Origin of the sequence: Devosia sp. FKR38 (assembly GCF_005222805.1) — a bacterium.
Taxonomy (GTDB): domain Bacteria; phylum Pseudomonadota; class Alphaproteobacteria; order Rhizobiales; family Devosiaceae; genus Devosia.
In genome coordinates this window covers 2,016,249-2,034,553 of record NZ_STGC01000005.1, presented here as the reverse complement: position 1 = coordinate 2,034,553, position 18,305 = coordinate 2,016,249, and the positions used below count along the sequence as shown (strand labels likewise).

Annotated in this window: 17 protein-coding genes; 3 read left to right on the top strand and 14 right to left on the bottom strand. The window is 64.8% G+C overall.

The genetic code is table 11. The annotated features are described in order from the left end of the window. Window positions 1-97: 97 nt before the first annotated feature. The 12 genes from E8M79_RS14795 to urtA all read right to left on the bottom strand — a co-directional run bounded on the left by E8M79_RS14795 (window position 98) and on the right by urtA (window position 11,508). Window positions 98-982, bottom strand: coding sequence for a methyltransferase (locus E8M79_RS14795; RefSeq protein ID WP_137152628.1), 885 nt, complete (start codon window positions 980-982; stop codon window positions 98-100). A 54-nt stretch (window positions 983-1,036) separates the two neighbouring features. Then, entirely contained in the window at window positions 1,037-2,746 is a 1,710-nt protein-coding gene (gene ureC, locus E8M79_RS14790; RefSeq protein ID WP_137152627.1) for an urease subunit alpha, read from the bottom strand. A 16-nt stretch (window positions 2,747-2,762) separates the two neighbouring features. Next, window positions 2,763-3,161 carry a hypothetical protein gene (locus tag E8M79_RS14785; RefSeq protein WP_137152626.1) on the bottom strand — a complete coding sequence of 133 codons (399 nt, stop codon included), beginning with the start codon at window positions 3,159-3,161 and terminating at the stop codon, window positions 2,763-2,765. A 60-nt stretch (window positions 3,162-3,221) separates the two neighbouring features. Next, on the bottom strand, window positions 3,222-3,530 hold the full coding sequence (locus E8M79_RS14780; RefSeq protein ID WP_137152625.1) for an urease subunit beta: 309 nt from the start codon (window positions 3,528-3,530) through the stop codon (window positions 3,222-3,224). 51 nt (window positions 3,531-3,581) lie between these two features. Beyond that, window positions 3,582-3,884: an urease subunit gamma gene (locus E8M79_RS14775; protein WP_015314510.1), complete on the bottom strand. Its 303-nt coding sequence runs from the start codon at window positions 3,882-3,884 to the stop codon at window positions 3,582-3,584. A gap of 8 nt (window positions 3,885-3,892) precedes the next feature. Next, on the bottom strand, window positions 3,893-4,696 hold the full coding sequence (locus E8M79_RS14770; RefSeq protein WP_248305007.1) for an urease accessory protein UreD: 804 nt from the start codon (window positions 4,694-4,696) through the stop codon (window positions 3,893-3,895). 143 nt (window positions 4,697-4,839) lie between these two features. Beyond that, window positions 4,840-5,541 carry an urea ABC transporter ATP-binding subunit UrtE gene (urtE, locus tag E8M79_RS14765; protein WP_137152623.1) on the bottom strand — a complete coding sequence of 234 codons (702 nt, stop codon included), beginning with the start codon at window positions 5,539-5,541 and terminating at the stop codon, window positions 4,840-4,842. Beyond that, complete coding sequence (locus E8M79_RS14760; protein WP_137152622.1) at window positions 5,538-6,611, bottom strand: alpha/beta hydrolase; 1,074 nt, start codon at window positions 6,609-6,611, stop codon at window positions 5,538-5,540. The genes urtE and E8M79_RS14760 overlap by 4 nt, the downstream gene beginning before the upstream one ends. 4 nt (window positions 6,612-6,615) lie before the next feature. Next, the gene (gene urtD, locus E8M79_RS14755) at window positions 6,616-7,365 is read right to left on the bottom strand and encodes an urea ABC transporter ATP-binding protein UrtD (RefSeq protein ID WP_137152621.1); all 750 of its coding nucleotides are present in this window, start codon (window positions 7,363-7,365) and stop codon (window positions 6,616-6,618) included. Window positions 7,366-7,369: 4 nt separating this feature from the next. Then, window positions 7,370-8,545, bottom strand: coding sequence for an urea ABC transporter permease subunit UrtC (gene urtC / locus E8M79_RS14750; protein WP_137152620.1), 1,176 nt, complete (start codon window positions 8,543-8,545; stop codon window positions 7,370-7,372). After that, window positions 8,542-10,176 carry an urea ABC transporter permease subunit UrtB gene (urtB, locus tag E8M79_RS14745; protein ID WP_171015878.1) on the bottom strand — a complete coding sequence of 545 codons (1,635 nt, stop codon included), beginning with the start codon at window positions 10,174-10,176 and terminating at the stop codon, window positions 8,542-8,544. The genes urtC and urtB overlap by 4 nt, the downstream gene beginning before the upstream one ends. Window positions 10,177-10,251: 75 nt before the next feature. Then, window positions 10,252-11,508 carry an urea ABC transporter substrate-binding protein gene (urtA, locus tag E8M79_RS14740; RefSeq protein ID WP_137153396.1) on the bottom strand — a complete coding sequence of 419 codons (1,257 nt, stop codon included), beginning with the start codon at window positions 11,506-11,508 and terminating at the stop codon, window positions 10,252-10,254. Between the two features lie 281 nt (window positions 11,509-11,789). On the opposite strand from urtA, the gene E8M79_RS14735 reads away from it, so the two are divergent. Further along, window positions 11,790-15,164, top strand: coding sequence for an ATP-binding protein (locus E8M79_RS14735; RefSeq protein WP_137152619.1), 3,375 nt, complete (start codon window positions 11,790-11,792; stop codon window positions 15,162-15,164). Further along, window positions 15,151-16,080, top strand: coding sequence for a response regulator (locus E8M79_RS14730; RefSeq protein WP_137152618.1), 930 nt, complete (start codon window positions 15,151-15,153; stop codon window positions 16,078-16,080). The genes E8M79_RS14735 and E8M79_RS14730 overlap by 14 nt, the downstream gene beginning before the upstream one ends. Before the next feature lie 15 nt (window positions 16,081-16,095). Here the strand turns inward: E8M79_RS14730 and E8M79_RS14725 are convergent, their stop codons facing one another. Continuing rightward, the gene (locus tag E8M79_RS14725; RefSeq protein WP_248305006.1) at window positions 16,096-16,614 is read right to left on the bottom strand and encodes a MarR family transcriptional regulator; all 519 of its coding nucleotides are present in this window, start codon (window positions 16,612-16,614) and stop codon (window positions 16,096-16,098) included. Between the two features lie 135 nt (window positions 16,615-16,749). Here E8M79_RS14725 and E8M79_RS14720 point away from each other — a divergent pair, with 135 nt between their 5' ends. Then, a complete protein-coding gene (locus tag E8M79_RS14720) occupies window positions 16,750-17,640 on the top strand; it encodes a branched-chain amino acid aminotransferase (RefSeq protein ID WP_137152617.1) in 891 nt (296 codons plus the stop codon). 70 nt (window positions 17,641-17,710) lie between these two features. Here the strand turns inward: E8M79_RS14720 and E8M79_RS14715 are convergent, their stop codons facing one another. Next, window positions 17,711-18,301 carry an ABC-type transport auxiliary lipoprotein family protein gene (locus E8M79_RS14715; RefSeq protein WP_137152616.1) on the bottom strand — a complete coding sequence of 197 codons (591 nt, stop codon included), beginning with the start codon at window positions 18,299-18,301 and terminating at the stop codon, window positions 17,711-17,713. Window positions 18,302-18,305 lie beyond the last annotated feature (4 nt).

The following is an 18,305-nucleotide window of genomic DNA, read 5'->3' as shown; positions in this document are numbered from 1 at the left end:
ATGTTCGTCTCGGTCAGGCGCGACAGAGCGCAGTCTGCGTCCCGCTTGGTGACCTTCTGGCGATAGTGGTCCTTTCCACAGGTGCCAACAAGGCCGATCAATTGCGTTTGAGCCGGTAAAGCATGCCGGGGATGGGATTGTCCCGCTCATTGCGGATGGGGTGGGGATGGCGCGCCGCGATGGTAAAGCCGAAGTGCGCGGCGAGCTGGTCGATATAGGCGTCGGGATGGGCGAAGCGGCCGCTGGAGCGCAGTGCGGGGCCGGTGCCCTCGGCGGTCTCGACGGAGAAGATGAAGAGGCCATCGGGGGCGAGGACACTGGCGACGGCAGCGAAGATGGGTTCGAGCGCGCCGAGATAGACAAAGACATCGGCGGCGATGGCCAGATCATAGGGGCCGCAGAGGGCTTGGTCTGAACCCAGGATGGCAGCGGCGTCGCCGGTGCGCAGATGGCGATAGATGCCGCGCTCCAGCGCCTTGCGCGTCATGCGGGGCGCGATATCGATGCCGTCCATGGCCGTGACCCGGTCGGCGAGCGCCGCGCCGACAAGGCCGGTGCCGCAGCCGATGTCGATGAGGGCAGCGAAGGGCGGGTGATCAGCGAGCACGGCGCGGATCACCTGCGGGATGCGGTAGCCCAGGGCGCCAGTCAGGTGATCGTCAAAGCTCTCGGCATAGGTGTCGAATAGGTCGGGCACATAGCCATTGGCGCGCGCATTGGATTCGCCGGTGAGCGAGGCCAGCATGTGGGCGGCATAGAGATCATAGGGCACGATGGCGAGGGCCTGGCGGAAGCTCGCGGTGGCACCGGCGGTGTCACCGAGGTCAAGCTGGGCCTTGCCCAGGCCGCGCAGCGCTGCCCCGTCGCGCGGGCGTTGGGCGAGAGCTTGAGTGAAGGCGTCGCGGGCCTCGACCAGCGCGCCCTCGGCCAGAAGGGCCTCGCCGCGTTGGAGCAGGGCCTGGGGCGTTGGCGTATCGGGCATCAGCTTGTCCTTGTGGCGGCCACCGGGTGGGCGGCCGCCGATTCAGGACGGTGTCTAGAACAGGAAATAGCGCTGCGCCATGGGCAGGACCGTCGCCGGTTCGCAGGTGAGCAGTTCGCCATCGGCGCGCACTTCATAGGTCTCGGGATCAACGGAGATCTCGGGCGTGGCCGCATTGTGCACCATGGCGGCCTTGCCGATGCCGCCGCGCGTATTGGTGACGGGTAGCAGCTGCTTGTCGACGCCCAGCTTGTCGCGCAGGCCATCGTCATAGGCGGCCTGGGAAATGAAGGTGACCGAGGAGCGGGTCAGCAGCTTGCCGAAGCTGGCGAACATGGGGCGGTAGTGCATCGGCTGCGGCGTGGGGATGGAGGCATTGGGGTCGCCCATCGGGGCAGCCGCAATGGAGCCGCCGAGCAGGATCATCTCGGGTTTGACGCCGAAGAAGGCCGGGTGCCAGAGCACGAGATCGGCGCGCTTGCCAACGGCGATGGAGCCGATGTGCTGGCTCATGCCATGGGCGATGGCGGGGTTGATGGTGTATTTGGCGATGTAGCGCTTGACGCGGAAATTGTCGTTGTCGCCGGTCTCTTCCGGCAGGCGCCCGCGCTGGCGCTTCATCTTGTCGGCGGTCTGCCAGCAGCGGATCAGCACCTCGCCGACGCGGCCCATGGCCTGGCTGTCCGAGGAGATGATCGAGAGGGCGCCCATGTCGTGCAGGATGTCCTCTGCGGCAATGGTCTCCTTGCGGATGCGGCTTTCGGCAAAGGCCACGTCTTCGGGAATGGACGGGGAGAGGTGGTGGCACACCATGAGCATGTCGAGATGCTCGGCAATGGTGTTGACGGTGTAGGGCCGCGTCGGATTGGTCGACGAGGGGATGACATTGGGCAGGCCAGCGACGCGCAGAATGTCGGGGGCATGGCCGCCGCCGGCGCCTTCGGTGTGGAAGGCGTGGATGGTGCGGCCCTTGAAGGCGGCGATGGTGTCTTCCACGAAGCCGGATTCGTTGAGCGTGTCGGTATGGATCATCACCTGCACGTCATAGTCGTCGGCGACCGACAGGCAATTGTCGATGGCGGCTGGGGTGGTGCCCCAGTCCTCATGCAGCTTGAGGCAGGAGGCGCCGGCCAGGATCATTTCGGCCAGCGGGGCCGGACGCGAGGCATTGCCCTTGCCGGCCAGGGCCAGGTTCATGGGGAAGCCGTCAAAGCTCTCGATCATGCGCTGGATGTGCCAGGCGCCCGTGCAGGTGGTGGCCAGCGTGCCATGGGCAGGGCCAGAGCCGCCGCCCAGCATGGTGGTGACCCCGCTCATCAGGGCCTCCTCGATCTGCTGGGGCGCGATGAAATGGATATGGGCATCCATGCCGCCGGCGGTGAGGATGCGGCCTTCGCCGGCAATGGCCTCGGTGGAGGGGCCGATGATAATGTTGACGCCCGGCTGGGTGTCGGGATTGCCGGCCTTGCCGATGGCGCAAATGACGCCGTCCTTGAGGCCGACATCGGCCTTGTAGATGCCTGTGCTGTCCACGATCAGCGCATTGGTAATGACGGTATCGACCGCGCCCTCAGCCCGCGTCCGCTGGCTCTGCCCCATGCCGTCGCGGATCACCTTGCCGCCGCCGAATTTGACCTCTTCGCCATAGGTGGTGAAATCGTGCTCCACCTCGATGAACAGTTCAGTATCGGCTAGGCGAACCCGATCGCCGGTGGTCGGGCCATACATATCGGCATAGGTGGCGCGCGAGATACGAGCGGGCATGGGGTCCTCGTGGAGTTCAGCCTAGGGCGGGCTTGGCGTGGGTGCGGAAATTGGAGAGGGCGGATTCGATGACCTGATCGAGCAGGGCAGCGCCGGCGCGAACGGTGTCCAGCTCAGCGTCCTTGGCAGCAAGCGACAGGGCCAGGGCCTGCAGGGCATAGGCCTGGCGGCCCTTTTCCTCGCGCAGAGCGGTGTTGCCCTCGGCATCGATGTGCTGGAGCAGTTCGATGGTGTCGGCCGGGGTCAGCGCGGCCTTGAAATGGGACCAGTTGTTGTGGGCGCGGATGGAGACCAGCCGGTCCGCTCCGGCGCCGAGCATGAACATGGCCTGGCCATCCTGCATGCCGCCGTCGTGCAGATTGGCGACTACTTCGGCGAGCTGGGCGAGAAGTTCGGTTTCGGCTTGGGTATTCATGATCGGCTCCGCTGAAAGGTTTGGCGCCCTTCTAGTGAGATTTGCGGCATCCGCCCAGTGCTAGTCGAGGCTGCCCATGACCTGCTGGCGGAAACCGAACACGGTGCGGTCGCCGCTGAGCGGAATGAGGCGGACCTCGCGGGTCTGGCCGGGCTCGAAGCGCACGGCGGTGCCGGCGGCAATATCGAGGCGCATGCCGCGGGCCGCAGTGCGGTCGAAGGAGAGGCCGGCATTGGTCTCGAAGAAGTGGTAGTGCGAGCCGACCTGGATGGGGCGGTCACCGGTGTTGGCGACCTCGATGGTGATCTGCGGCGCGCCGACATTGAGCTCGATATCGCCGGACTTGGGGATGATTTCGCCTGGGATCATGATGTCCTCGCGGGAATTGGGCGGGTGAAGCGGCAGGATTGATGGGGCGGCTCAGCGGATCGGTTCGTGAACGGTGACCAGCTTGGTGCCATCGGGGAAGGTGGCCTCGACCTGCACGTCGTGGATCATCTCGGCGATGCCTTCCATGACCTGGGCGCGGCTGACGACATGGGCGCCGGCTTCCATCAGCTCGGCCACCGGGCGACCGTCGCGGGCGCCTTCGACCACAAAATCGGTGATCAGGGCGATGGCCTCGGGATGGTTGAGCTTGACGCCGCGCTCGAGGCGCTTGCGGGCCACGATGGCGGCCATGGCGATCAGCAGTTTGTCTTTTTCACGCGGGGTCAGGTTCATGGCTGGTCCTATAGATGCCAGAGGCGCGGGAGCGTGCCTGCGCCGGAAAGCTCAGCAAGAATTGGAACGATCAGGCGGCGAAGTGCAAGCCCTGTTTGTGCAAGGGCCCTGACCACCAGACGCTCACCATTGGCACTGGCGGCGATGCGGCCATCGTCGGGCAGCATGCTGCGCAGAGTGGCGAGGCGGCGGGCGCAGGCGTCGGCATCGGGCGCAACATGGAGCACGGTGGCAAAGGCGCGCTTGCCGGCCAGCAGGGAGAGGCCATCGCGCTCGGCCAGGGTACCATCGAGGCGGGTGGCTTCGGCATGCAGCAGGCGGCCATTGCGGCGGATGCGCCAGTTGTCGCGCAGGCGGGCGTCGAGCGCCGTCTCGCCCATGGCATCGCGGCCGAGCAGAAAGGCTTCGACGGCGGTGAGGCTGGCGCCGGGGGCAAGATCGATGTCGATGCGGCGGTCGAGCTGGCTGGCCGCGAACATGATGGTTTCCTGCGGCAGCCAGTCGAGATGGGCATTGGCGCCAACAGTGAGCCGGGTTTCGACGCGGGCCGGGCCGCCGATGGAGCGATAGATGCGCTCGCAGGCCTGGGTGGTCAGCACGGCGCGGCCGCCGGGGGCAATCTCAGCGTTCCATTGCATATGGTCATCGCCGGTGAGGCCGCCGGCGGTGTTGATCAGCACGGCCTCAAGGGCGCTGGAATGGGTGTGGGGCAGGCGAATCTTGGCGCAGCCGTCCTGATAGAGCTGGTCGAGGCGGGTGACGCCATCGCGCTGCTGGGTGACAAGCCCACCGACGCCGCGGGCGCGTTGCATGCGGGGCGCGGGCCCCTGTGCAGGTGACAGCTGTGGGGCGTCGATCAGCATGGAGTCAGTCCCGTGCCGGACAGGCAATGGCAGCGCAGGCGGGCAATCGACATCGGCATTGCAGCGCCTGGCAGAGCGGGCGCCGTCCTCAACTAGACCATCAGATGGCGGCGAACCTCGGGCAGGTCCAGATCGCTGGCGGGGCCGGCATGCTGGATTTCGCCGCGATCCATCACATAGATATCGTCGGCGATCTCGCGGCAGAAGTCGAGGAACTGTTCGACCAACAGAATGGTCATGCCCTTTTCGTCGCGCAGGAACTGCAGGGCGCGGCCGATGTCCTTGATGATGGAGGGCTGGATGCCCTCGGTGGGTTCATCGAGCACCAGGACCTTGGGTCGGGTGACCAGGGCACGCCCGATGGCGAGCTGCTGCTGCTGGCCACCCGAGAGGTCACCGCCGCGCCGGCCCAGCATGGACTTGAGCACGGGGAAGAGCTCGAAGATGTAGTCGGGTATGTTGCGTTCGCTGCGCGGCAGGCCGGCGTAACCGGTTTCAAGGTTCTCCTTGACCGTGAGCAGCGGGAAGATTTCGCGGCCCTGCGGCACATAGCCGATGCCCATGCGGGCGCGCTTGTAGGGCGGGGCCTTGCGCAGCAGCTCGTCGCCGAAGCGGATGTCGCCGGCCGAAATGCCGTGCACGCCGGTGACGGCGCGCAGGGTCGATGACTTGCCCACGCCATTGCGGCCAAGCACGGCGGTGATGCGGCCGGGCTGGCAGCTGATGGACACCGATTTCAGCGCCTGGGCAGCGCCATAGTGCAGGTCGATGGCATTGATGGTGAGGGCGGTCATGCGTATCCAATCCTTCGGAAAAACAGGTCCATCTGGTCGGTCATATCGTTGTCATGGCCCAAAAAGATGTGGCCGCCGGAGGGAAACATGACGAGGTTGGCGTGCTTGATCGTCGCCGCAATATGGCGTGCGGCCAGGGCCGTGCCGAAGCGGTCGTCCTCGACGGAAATGGTCAGGACCGGGGCGGTGATCTCGGTCAGAGCGGCCGGTGCAGGATGGCCGGCCAGGCGAGCATCGTTGGCCATGCCATCGACCCGGCGGCTGACGGGCAGCAGGGACCACAGGACGGCCTCGGCACGTGCCGCCTCGGCGGGCGAGACCGTGGCCAGCAGGGCCGGATCGGTGGCAAGCAGGGTGCCGACCAGCAAATCGGGCACCGTGCGGATGGCAGCCCAGAACAGGAAGTCCGAGCGGAACAGCTGCATGGCGGCTTCGACCCCCGCGGGCGCGTTGTCGGCGGTCACCGCATCGCGGCTGGGGACATAGGTGGCCGGAACGATCGGGACCAGCGCGGCGCAGCGGTCGGGGTGGCGGATGGCAAAGTCGATGGCCGACAGCGCGCCGGCCGAGCCGCCGGCGATGGCGATCTTGTCGATGCCCAGATGATCGAGCAGGTCCACGAAGACATCTGCCTGGTTGGCACTGGACGGATCGGCGGGCAGGCTCGAGCGCAGATACCCAAAGCGGGACGGGGCGATGACGCGGTAGCCCCGCTCGACCAGCCCGTGGGCGAACATCAGCCCCTGGTCAAAGCCGCCGCCGGTGCCATGGACCATCAGAAGCGGCGTGCCGGTGCCGCGCTCGGCATATTCCAGCCGGCCCAGGCGGGTATCGACGAGGCTCGACAGACCCGGGTCGATGGCAGCGTTGGCCGTGCGCATCGCTGCGGCATAGCTGTTGGCCGCCACCGCGCCGCCCAGGGCCGCCCCCCCTGCCACCACACCCATCGCCAGAAGTGTCCGTCGCGTCACCAATTGCCAGCCCTCCGGGGTCAGGCCCGCAAACCATAGCGGGTCGTCCAGCCCGGGAGCATGATAGGGGACGGCGCTGCGACGAAGGTTGATATCCATCAAGTCAGCGCCCGAGATAGCGTTCGATCACGACGGGATTGGCGCTGACCTGGTCGAGCGTGCCCTCGGCCAAGACGGAGCCTTCGGCGAGGCAGGTGACGCGCGAACCCAGTTCGCGCACAAAGCTCATGTCGTGCTCGACAACGACCACAGAGCGGGTCTTGGCGATTTCGCGCAGCAGCTTGGCGGTCTCGACGGTTTCAGCGTCGGTCATGCCGGCCACGGGTTCGTCGACCAGCAGCAGCTTGGGGTCCTGGGCCAAGAGCATGCCGATCTCGAGCCATTGCTTCTGACCATGGCTGAGGTCGGCGGCCAGCTCGTGCTTGCGGTTGAGCAGGCGGACGGTTTCGAGGATTTCGCTGATGCGGGCGTTGTCGGCTGTGCTGGCGGCATAGAACAGCGTCGCGAACACGCCGCGGGGTTTCTTGAGCGCCATCTCGATATTGTCCCAGACGGTATGGCTCTCAAAGACGGTGGGTTTCTGGAACTTGCGGCCTATGCCCAGATTGGCAATGGCGGCTTCGTCGAGCTTGGTGAGGTCGGTGCGGCCATCGAACAGCACCTGGCCATCGTCAGGGCGGGTCTTGCCGGTGATGATATCCATCATGGTGGTCTTGCCGGCGCCATTGGGGCCGATGATGGCCAGCATTTCGGCCGGATGGACGATGATGGACAGGTTGTTGATGGCCTTGAAGCCGTCGAAGGCCACCGAGACGCCGTCCAGATAGAGCATGGTGCCTGTCTTGTCGGTCATGGCTCTACTCCGCCGGCTTGGGTTGGTTGGTCGGCTCAATGCCGGCCTCGGCTTCGGCAGAGGCCGTGCGGTCATGCTGCTCGCGCTTGGTGGTGGCGCGACGATACTGGCCGATGAGGCCGACAATGCCCTTGGGCATGAACAGGGTGACAACGACGAAGAGCGCGCCGAGGGCAAAGAGCCAGTATTCGGGGAAGGCGCCGGTGAAATAGGATTTGCCCACATTGACCAGGATGCCGCCGATGATGGGCCCCACGATGGTGCCGCGGCCGCCCACGGCCGTCCAGATCACCACTTCGATGGAGTTGGCGGGATCGAATTCTGACGGGTTGATGATGCCCACCTGGGGCACATAGAGCGCGCCGGCAATGCCTGCGATGACGGCCGAGACCACAAAGGCAAACAGCTTCACATATTCAACGCGATAGCCCAGGAAGCGCGTGCGGCTCTCGGCGTCGCGCACGGCCACCATGACCTTGCCCAGCTTGGAGTTGACGATCATCGAACAGGCCAGCACCGCCAGCGCCAGGGCAATCGCCGAGGCGGCAAACAGGGCTGCGCGCGTGGTGGGGGCAGAGATGGACTGGCCCAGGATGTCCTTGAAGTCGGTCAGGCCATTGTTGCCGCCAAAGCCCATGTCGTTGCGGAAGAAGGCCAGCAGCAGCGCATAGGTCATGGCCTGGGTGATGATGGAGAGATAGACGCCGGTGACACGGCTGCGGAAGGCGAGGAAGCCGAAGACGAAAGCCAGCAGGCCCGGCACCAGGACCACCATCAGCATGGCGATCCAGAAATTATCCATGCCGTACCAGTACCAGGGCAGTTCCTTCCAGTTCAGGAAGACCATGAAGTCGGGCAGGACGGGATTGGCATAGACGCCGCGGGTGCCGATCTGGCGCATGAGGTACATGCCCATGGCATAGCCGCCGATGGCAAAGAAGGCGCCGTGGCCGAGCGAGAGGATGCCGCAATAGCCCCAGACCAGATCCAGTGCCAGGGCCAGCATGGCAAAGGTCAGATATTTGCCGAACAGTGGTACGGCATAGTTGGGCAGTCGCAGCGGATGGCCATCGGGCAACATCAAATTGGACAGCGGCACGGCGATGGCGACGGCCAGGAGGATGGCGACGATCCAGATCGCTTTCTTGTCGAGGGCGCGGAAGAGGGCCTGTGTAATCATGCTTCGATGGACCTTCCCTTGAGCGCGAAGAGGCCGCGGGGACGGCGCTGGATGAAGAGGATGATGAGAACGAGAATGATGATCTTGCCCAGCACCGCGCCGAAATAGGGCTCGATGAACTTGTTGGCGACGCCCAGCGTCAGCGCGCCGACCAGGGTGCCCCAGAGATTGCCCACGCCGCCGAAGACCACGACCATGAAGCTGTCGATGATGTAGCCTTGGCCGAGGTTGGGCGAGACATTGCCGATCTGGCTCAGCGCCACGCCGGCCAGGCCGGCGATGCCGGAGCCAAGGCCAAAGGTCATGGCATCGACCAGCGGGGTGCGGATGCCCATGGCGGAGGCCATGCGGCGGTTCTGGGTCACGGCGCGCATGTGCAGCCCGATGGCGGTATATTTGAGCACCAGCAACAGGGCCACGAAGACCATCATCGCAAAGATGACGATGTAGAAGCGGTTCCAGGTGATGGCCAGGCCGCCCAAATCAAACGAGCCGGACATCCAGGTGGGGTTGCCCACTTCGCGGATATTGGCGGTGAAGATGCGTTGCACCGCCTGCTGGATGATCAGCGACAGGCCCCATGTGGCCAGCAGGGTCTCGAGCGGGCGGCCGTAGAGGAAGCGGATGATGCCGCGTTCGATGGCGACCCCGACCAGGGCCGTGACAGCAAAGGCCAGCGGCAGGGCGATGGCCAGAGACCAGTCGAACAGGCCCGGTGCATTCTGGCGGATGACCTCCTGCACGACAAAGGTGGTGTAGGCGCCGAGCATGACCATTTCGCCATGGGCCATGTTGATCACGCCCATCACGCCAAAGGTGATGGCCAGGCCGATCGCCGCCAGCAGCAGCACCGAACCCAGCGAGATGCCAAACCAGATGTTCTGGGCCACATCCCAGACGGCACGGTCACGCGAGAGGCCCTGCAACGCGGTCTCGATGAGCGGCTTGACCTCGGCGGGCGCGGTGTTGAGGGCTGTTGTCAGGGCGTTGATGGCATCGCGGCCCCCGATGGCCTGTACCACTGGCACGGCAGCCTGCCAGTCGGCCAGGGCGGCGTCGGGCGAGCGCAGCACGATGGCGGCACGGGCCTGTTCCATGACACGGCGGATGGCTGCGTCGGTTTCGGCGGCGATGGCGCTGTCGAGCAGTTTGCTCTGGGCCGGATCGGCATCGCGCAGGATCGACTGCGCGGCAAGGAGCCGAACGTCAGCATCCGGGCTGAGCAGGGTCATCTGGCCGATGGCGGTGCGCAGCACGCGGCGCAGGCCGTTGTTGACCTTGACCTTGTCGAGCCCGGCCGTTGTCAGCGCCGGCAGTTCGGCGCCCGTCACCGGATCGGTAATCGCGCCCTTGCCGCCGGGTTCGGCGGTCATGACCACCTTGCCGCTGGCCTCGTCGACATAAAGCTCGCCTTCGAGCAGAACTTCGAGAACGGGCACGGCGCGCTGGTCGCCGGTCGCCGCGAGTGTGCCGATAGCGGCTTCGCGGTCCTTGAAATTGCCCGGTGCCAGCGCGTCGACCAGCACGGTGAGTTCGGCGTCCGCGACCTGGGCCTGGGCGGCCGGAGTGGCGCCGAGCATCAGGGCAAGGAAGAGCGCGATGGTCCGGAACAGATTGATTGCGTTCATCATTGGCCTCATGCGTCTATCATCAACAAGACGAGGGCGGCCGGGGCCGTCCTCGTCCAGGTCTGGTCAGGCGTCGGCTTACATTGCCGTTCCGCCGCAGGCCTTGGTCTCGGTGTTGTAGTTGCCGCAGGAGATCGGCGCGGTCCAATCGGCCTCGATCATCTTGGATTCGGGCAGGAAGTCGGACCAGGCGTCGCCGGGGACCAGTTCGGATTCGGACACGACTTCGAACTGGCCGTCGGCCTGGATTTCACCGATCAGCACCGGCTTGGTGATGTGGTGGTTGGGGAGCATCTTGGCGACGCCGCCAGTCAGGTTCGGGGTTTCGAGGCCGATGATGGCATCCAGCACGGCGTCGGTGTCGGTGGTGCCGGCCTTCTCGACGGCCTGGACCCACAGGTTGAAGCCAATGACGGTGGCTTCCATCGGATCGTTGGTCACCTTGTCGGGATTGCCCATGAAGGTCTGCCAGGCGCTGATGAATTCGGCGTTGGCGGGGACATCGACGGACTGGAAGTAGTTCCAGGCAGCCAGGTGGCCGACCAGCGGGGTGGTGTCAAAGCCAGCGAGCTCTTCTTCGCCGACCGAGAAGGCCACCACGGGGATGTCTTCGGCCTTGATGCCCTGGTTGGCCAGTTCCTTGTAGAACGGCACGTTGGCATCGCCATTGATGGTGGAGACGACGGCCGTCTTCTTGCCGGTGGAGCCAAAGGTCTTGATGTCGGAGACGATCGTCTGCCAATCGGAATGACCGAAGGGCGTGTAGTTGATCATGATGTCTTCCTTGGCGACACCCTTGTCCATCAGGTATTGCTCAAGGATCTTGTTGGTCGTCTGGGGATAGACATAGTCGGTGCCGGCGAGAACCCAGCGCTCGACGCCTTCGTTTTCCATCAGATAGTCAACGGCCGGAATGGCCTGCTGGTTGGGAGCGGCGCCGGTGTAGAACACGTTGCGCTGGCTTTCTTCACCCTCGTACTGGACGGGGTAGAACAGGATCGAGTTCAGTTCCTCGAACACCGGCAGCACCGATTTGCGCGACGAGGACGTCCAGCAGCCGAACACGGCGGCAACGCCGTTGACTTCGATCAGCTCGCGGGCCTTTTCGGCGAACAGCGGCCAGTCGGAGGCCGGGTCGACGACAACAGCTTCAAGCTGCTTGCCCAGGACGCCGCCCTTCTTGTTCTGCTGGTCGATCAGGAACAGCATGGTGTCCTTGAGCGTGGTTTCGGAAATGGCCATCGTGCCCGACAGCGAATGCAGGACACCGACCTTGATGGTCTCGTCCTGAGCAAACGCGGGAACCATGGTGGTCATGGCAAGGCCGCCGGCCATGGCCGCGGCAAGCAAAGCGCTCTTGGCGCCGAAAGTGTTCATCTGTTCGTCCCTCTGCTGCAATTGAGCCCCAAGACACCAAGGGAGGCGCTTGTTGGGGGGACTGTGGGACAGTTTGTTAATCGAGCCCTATACGTCGATTGACGTAACCGGGCGGTGGGACCGCAGCAGCGGGGGCGGCAGAGGGTTCAGAATCCTAGTGTTTCCGAGCCAATCCATGCTAACAAGGCGCTGGCGAATTATTGTGCAGCCATCGGATTTGGTTAACATCTAGACGGTTCATGGCGCGACAACGCATCATTCCCATACGGCGCGAGTATAACCGCTGGGTCGCCAACCAGACTTTGGAAGACTATGCGCTGCGTTTCACAGCCAAGTCGGCCCGGCGCTTTTCCAACGATCGAATCTCGCAGACGGCGATCGGCGCGATTTCCTTTCTGGCGCTGGAGGCGATCGGCGGCGCCATCACGCTGAGCTATGGCACGACCAATGCCATCGCCGCCATTGTCGTGGCGTCGCTGGCGATCCTGTTCATCGGTCTGCCCATCGCCCGCTATGCCACGCGCCATGGCGTGGATGTGGACCTGCTGACGCGCGGCGCCAGCTTTGGCTATATCGGCTCGACGATCACCTCGCTGATCTATGCCAGCTTCACGTTTATCCTGTTCGCCATCGAGGCCTCGATCATGTCGAGTGCGCTGCTTCTGGCGTTCGGCATTCCGCTGTGGATCGGCTATATAATCAGCGCGCTGGTGGTGATCCCGCTGGTGACCCATGGCGTGCAGATGATCAGCCGCTTCCAGCTGCTGACCCAGCCGATCTGGCTGGTGCTCAACATCGTGCCCTTCATCTTCATTGCCTTTCTCGACTGGGACAAGTTTGACCTGTGGCGCGGCTTTGCCGGGCTGGGCGCGCCCGAGGCAGCCGCAGGGTCCATTGCGCCGTTCGAGCTGGCCAAGTTCGGCGCGGCCTCGGCCGTGATCCTGGCGCTGATGACCCAGATCGGCGAGCAGGTGGACTTTCTGCGCTTCTTGCCGGCCCAGGGCGCGAGCAAGTGGCGGCATCGGCTGGCGATCTTCCTGGCGGGAGCGGGCTGGGTCGTGGTGGGCGCGCCAAAGCTGCTGGCCGGCTCGTTCCTGGCCTATCTGGCGCTGTCGAGCGGAGTGCCGGCCGAGCATGCGTCCGAGCCGGGCTACATGTATGCAGTGGCCTTTGGCTACATGATCCCCAACCAGTTCCTGGCGCTGATGCTGATGGCCGTGTTCGTGGTGATCAGCCAGCTCAAGATCAATGTGATGAACGCCTATGCCGGCTCGCTGGCCTGGTCGAACTTCTTCTCGCGCCTGACGCACAGCCATCCCGGGCGCGTGGTGTGGCTGCTGTTTAATGTGGCTATTGCGCTGCTGCTGATGGAGCTGGGCATCTATCGGCTGCTCGAAGAGACGCTGGGCATCTTCTCGATCATCGCCATGGCCTGGCTGTGCTCGATCTCGGCGGATCTGTTCGTCAACAAGCCGCTGGGACTGGCGCCGCCGGGCATCGAGTTCAAGCGGGCGCATCTGTATGACATCAACCCGGTGGGCGTCGGCTCGATGCTGCTGTCGACGGTGATTGCGCTGAGTGCGCATTTCGGGCTGTTCGGCGAGATGGCGGCGGCGCTGTCGCCCTATATCGCGCTGGTGGTGGCCTTTATCGCCTCGCCGGCCATCGCCTGGGCGACCAAGGGCCGGTATTACCTGGCTCGCAAGCCGCGCAAGCAGTGGCAGACGCGGGCCTCGGTGACCTGCTCGATCTGCGAACATCCCTTTGAGCCCGAGGACATGGCCTGGTGCCCGGCCTATGCGGCGCCGATCTGTTCGCTGTGCTGCTCGCTGGACGCCCGCTGCCATGACATGTGCAAGCCGCATGCGCATTTCCGGGCACAGACCCATGCGGTGGCGGCGAGCATTCTGCCGGCCTGGGCGATTGCCAAGCTGCAGACGCGGCTGGGGCGCTATGGCATTTCCATGGCGATCGCCATCAGCCTGCTGGGCGGCACGCTGTGGCTGATCGATTATTTTGCCATCAGTTCGGCGCCGCACACGGCCGATGTGGTTGGTGGCACGCTGGCGGTGGTGTTCTTCGTGTTCGCTGTGACGGCGGGCATCATCACCTGGTTCCTCGTGCTGGCGCATGACAGCCGGCTGGTTGCCGAAGAGGAGAGCTCGCGGCAGAACACGCTGTTGCTCAAGGAGATCGATGCGCACTCGCGCACTGATGCCGAGCTGCAGCGGGCTAAGGAGAAGGCCGAGGCGGCCAACCATGCCAAGAGCCGCTATGTGGTGGGGCTCAGCCATGAGCTGCGCACGCCGCTCAATGCAGTGATGGGCTATGCCCAGGTGCTGGAGCGCGACGCTGGCCTGCCGGAGAACCGGCGCGGCTCGGTGCAGATCATCCGGCGCAGTGCCGAGCATCTCTCCGGGCTGATCGACGGGCTGCTCGATATTTCCAAGATCGAGGCGGGGCGGCTGCAGGTCTATTCCAACGAGATCAATATCCAGGACTTCCTCGACCAGATCGTGGATATGTTCCGGCTGCAGGCGCAGGCCAAGGGGCTGGAGTTCCGGCACAGTCGCGCCAAGGGGTTGCCGCGGCATGTGCGGACCGACGAGAAGCGGCTGCGGCAGATCCTGGTCAATCTGCTGTCCAATGCGATCAAGTTCACCAGTGCGGGCTATGTCAGCTTTGATGTCGAGTATCGCAACCAGGTGGCCAGTTTCGTGGTGGCCGATAGTGGCAGCGGCATCGCCGCCGATGACATCGAGCATGTGTTCGAGCCCTTTGTGCGCGGCGCGGCGGAGCACAACCGCTTTGTGCCGGGGCTGGGCCTGGGGCTGACGATTACCAAGCTGTTGACCGAGACGCTGGGCGGGGAGATCACGCTGACCAGCACGCCCGGCGTGGGCACGCGGTTCCAGGCGCGGCTGATGCTGGCCAAGGTGGAGCGGCCCCGCGCTGCGCGGGAAGATATTCGCCGGGTGGTGGGCTATGTCGGCGCGTTGCGCACGGTGATGGTGGTGGACGACAATGCCGACCATCGCGAGCTGATGCGGGAGATGCTGACGCCGTTGGGCTTTGTGGTGCTGACGGCCAAGGATGGGCCGTCGTGCCTGGAGACGCTGGAAGCCCAGCAGGCGGACCTGTATTTCCTCGACATCCGCATGCCGGGCATGAGCGGCTGGGAATTGCTGCAGGCGCTGCGCGACCGGGGCATTGCGGCGCCGGTGGTGATGCTGTCGGCCAATATCGGCGACGGCGCGGCGCCCGATGGCGGCGAGGCGGTGCATTCCGATACGCTGGCCAAGCCGTTCGAGCTCAACCAGCTGCTCGAGAAGCTGGCGACCCATCTCGATCTCGAATGGGACTATGCCACCCCGGTTGCCGATGACGCTGCGGCCAAGCCGGCAGTGCTGCGCTCGCCGGGGGCGGAGCATCTGCGCGAGCTTGTCAGCCTGGGCCAGATCGGGCATGTCCGCGGCATCGAGGCCAAGCTGGTGGAACTGGCTGGAGTGCCGGGCAACCAGCCGCTGGTCGATGCGCTGCGCAAGCATATCGAGGCGTTTGATTTCGACGGTTATGCGGAACTCATAGAGCGGGTGGGCCATGAGTCGGCTTGAGAAGGACCAGGACATTGTGCTGCTGGTCGATGATTCCCCGGAGTCGCTAGGGTTTCTGACGACGGCGCTGGAAGATGCCGGGGTGACGGTGCTGGTGGCGCGTAGCGGCGAGGCGGCGCTGGGCATTGCGCAGAGGGTTGCGCCCGATGTGGTGCTGATGGATGCGGTGATGCCGGGGCTGGACGGGTTCGAGACCTGCCGGCGCCTGAAAGCCATGGCGACGCTGACGCATGTGCCGGTCATCTTCATGACCGGGCTGACCGAGACCGAGCATATCGTGCACGCCCTTGAGAGCGGCGGCGTCGATTATCTGAGCAAGCCGATCAATGTCGACGAGCTGCGGGCCCGCATCAGGGTGCATCTGGCCAATGCAAGGCGGGCGCAGAGTGCCCGGATTGCGCTCGATGCGGCAGGGCGCCATCTAGTGGCCTTTGGCGCTGCCGGGCAGGTGTTGTGGTCGACGCCGCAGTGCAACCGGCTGCTCGAGCGGTCGGGCGTGGATGTGCAGGGCCAGGGGGCGATGACGCAGCGCTTCGTTGACTGGCTGGGCGCGCAGCGGGGCGAGCCAACGCAGGGCAGCGGCTTCGAGCTGGCGCTGCCGGGTGCGCCGGGGTTGCAGTATTCCTTCCTCGGTCTCGTCGGGGGCGATGAATATCTGTTCCGCCTGTCCCGGGCGCAGGAGGAGGGGCAGGAGGAAGTGCTCCGCCAGCAGTTCGGCCTGACGCTGCGCGAGAGCGATGTGCTGCTGTGGATCGCGCGCGGCAAGTCCAACCGCGATATCGGCGAGATCCTGGGCTTAAGCCCGCGCACGGTGAACAAGCATCTCGAGCAGGTCTATACCAAGCTGGGCGTCGAGAACCGCGCTTCGGCTGCCATCAAGGCCATCCAGTCGCTGCAGGCGCCGTTCGAGCTCTAGAGTACGGGATGGGGCTCAGGCGCTGGAGGTGAGGTTGAGCCGATCGAGCGTGGTCTTGTCGGCCGGATCGACCATGCCGATCAGGAAGCGGGCGATGATCTTGCGCGACTCAGGCGGCAGGCTGTCGATGGCGCTGTTGATGCGGCTCGCCTGGGTGGTGGAGAGCGTGGAGAAGAACTGGCGGCCCTTGTCGGTGGCATAGAGCAGGCGCTGGCGGCGGTCGGAATGGCCGGTGCGCTGCTCGATATAGCCATGGTCGATCAGCTGGCGCAGCACCCGGGCCAGGCTCTGCTTGGTGATCTTGAGGATGTCGAGCAGATCGGCTACCGGCATGCCGGGGCGCAGATTGACGAAATAGAGCACGCGGTGGTGGGCGCGGCCGAAATTCTGTCGGTCGAGCAGGGCGTCTGCATCGCCAGTGAAGTCCCGGTAGGCAAAGAAGAACAGGCCCATGATGTCCAGCGGCAGCGCTTCGCCGTCTGGACCAGCGTAATTTATGTCAGCTATGTTGACATTCTTTTGGTGCGCTGCCATTGTGTTCCTATCAGGACGCCGTTCTGTCTTATCCCTCAGCCTATGTGGTTTGCCAAGACCTTGGAGCTCGGGCATGATCGGCGCCAAACGCGGGGCCGAACCGGCGCCGGCAATTGAAAAGTTCGGGAGAGGATCATGGCAGGCGTGCCCATGGACCAGCGCGAAGGCTGGATCTGGTTTGACGGCGAGTTCAAACCCTGGAAGGACGCGAAAATTCACGTGCTCACGCACGGGCTGCATTATGCCAGCTCGGTGTTCGAGGGCGAACGCGCCTATGGCGGGGAAATCTTCAAGTCCCGCGAGCACAGCGAGCGGCTGATCCGTTCGGCCAAGACGCTGGACATGACCATGCCCTGGTCGGTCGAGCAGATCGAGGAAGCCAAGCGTGCCGTGCTGGAAAAGAACGGCCTGACCGACGCCTATGTGCGTCCGGTGGCCTGGCGCGGCTCGGAAGAGCTCAGCGTGCCGGCGCGCAACAATACGGTGCATCTGGCGATCGCTGCCTGGGTGTGGCCGAGCTATTTCTCGGTTGAGGAAAAGCTCAAGGGCATTCGCCTGGAGTGGAGCAAGTGGAAGCGCCCGTCGCCGGAGACGATCCCGTCCTCGGCCAAGGCTGCCGGTCTCTACATGATCTGCACGCTGAGCAAGGACGCGGCCATGGCCAATGGCTTTGCCGATGCGCTGATGCTGGACTACCGCGGCTATGTGGCCGAGGCCACTGGCGCGAACGTGTTCTTCATCAAGGGCAAGAACATCACCACGCCCACGCCCGACTGCTTCCTCAATGGCATTACGCGCCAGACGCTGATCGAGCTGGCCAAGCGCAATGGTTTTACGGTGACGGAACGTCATATCCTCCCCGAAGAGCTGAGCCAGTTCGACGAGTGCTTCCTGACCGGCACTGCTGCCGAGGTTACACCCGTCAGCCAGATCGGGGATTACCGGTTTACGCCTGGCGAAGGCTGCCGCACGCTGATCGACGCCTATAGCGCCGAAGTGCAGCCCAAGCGCGCCGCCGCCGAATAGGCGCTGGCGGAGAGATGACAAAGCCGGGCCATGTGCCCGGCTTTTTTGTTATCTGCTGTACCCTTCGGGATCAGGCGGTGCGGGCCGTCCACTGCAGGATGTCGCTCATGACCAGCTTGAGCGCGCCGTCGAGGCCGGCGATGGCGGTGGCGGCGGGGCTGGTCGCGGCCGGCTGGGTGGCCGAGAAGGACTTGCTCGCAAAGATCATGCCGCGCTGCTCGTCGACCAGCTTGGCATTGATGGTGACGGTGGCCAGATTGCCGCTGGCCACGTCGATCTCGAAGGCCTGCAGCTCGGTGGCCAGGGTGACGTCGACGCGCAACTGGTCGTCGGGGCGGCCGATATTGGGGAAATTGGAGGCCTCGAAGGTCTGCAGTAGCCGGGTCTGCACCAGGCGGGGCAGGGTGTCGGAGAGCTGGGCTTCGGGCAGGTAGCTCAGCACATTGCCGGCCTCGCGCACCACGACGCGCTGGGAATCATAGGTCTGCACCGTCTTGGGCAGGGTGATGACCACGACGCGAGAGGAGCGGCGACGCATCGGCGCGCCGCTGGCGCTGGTGAGGTCGAAGGTCACCGGCGGGGTGGCGCCGAGGCAACCGGCCAGGCCCAGGGAGAGGGCAGAGGCTCCGAGCACCATGAAACTGCGTCGCGTGGTGAGCATGGGT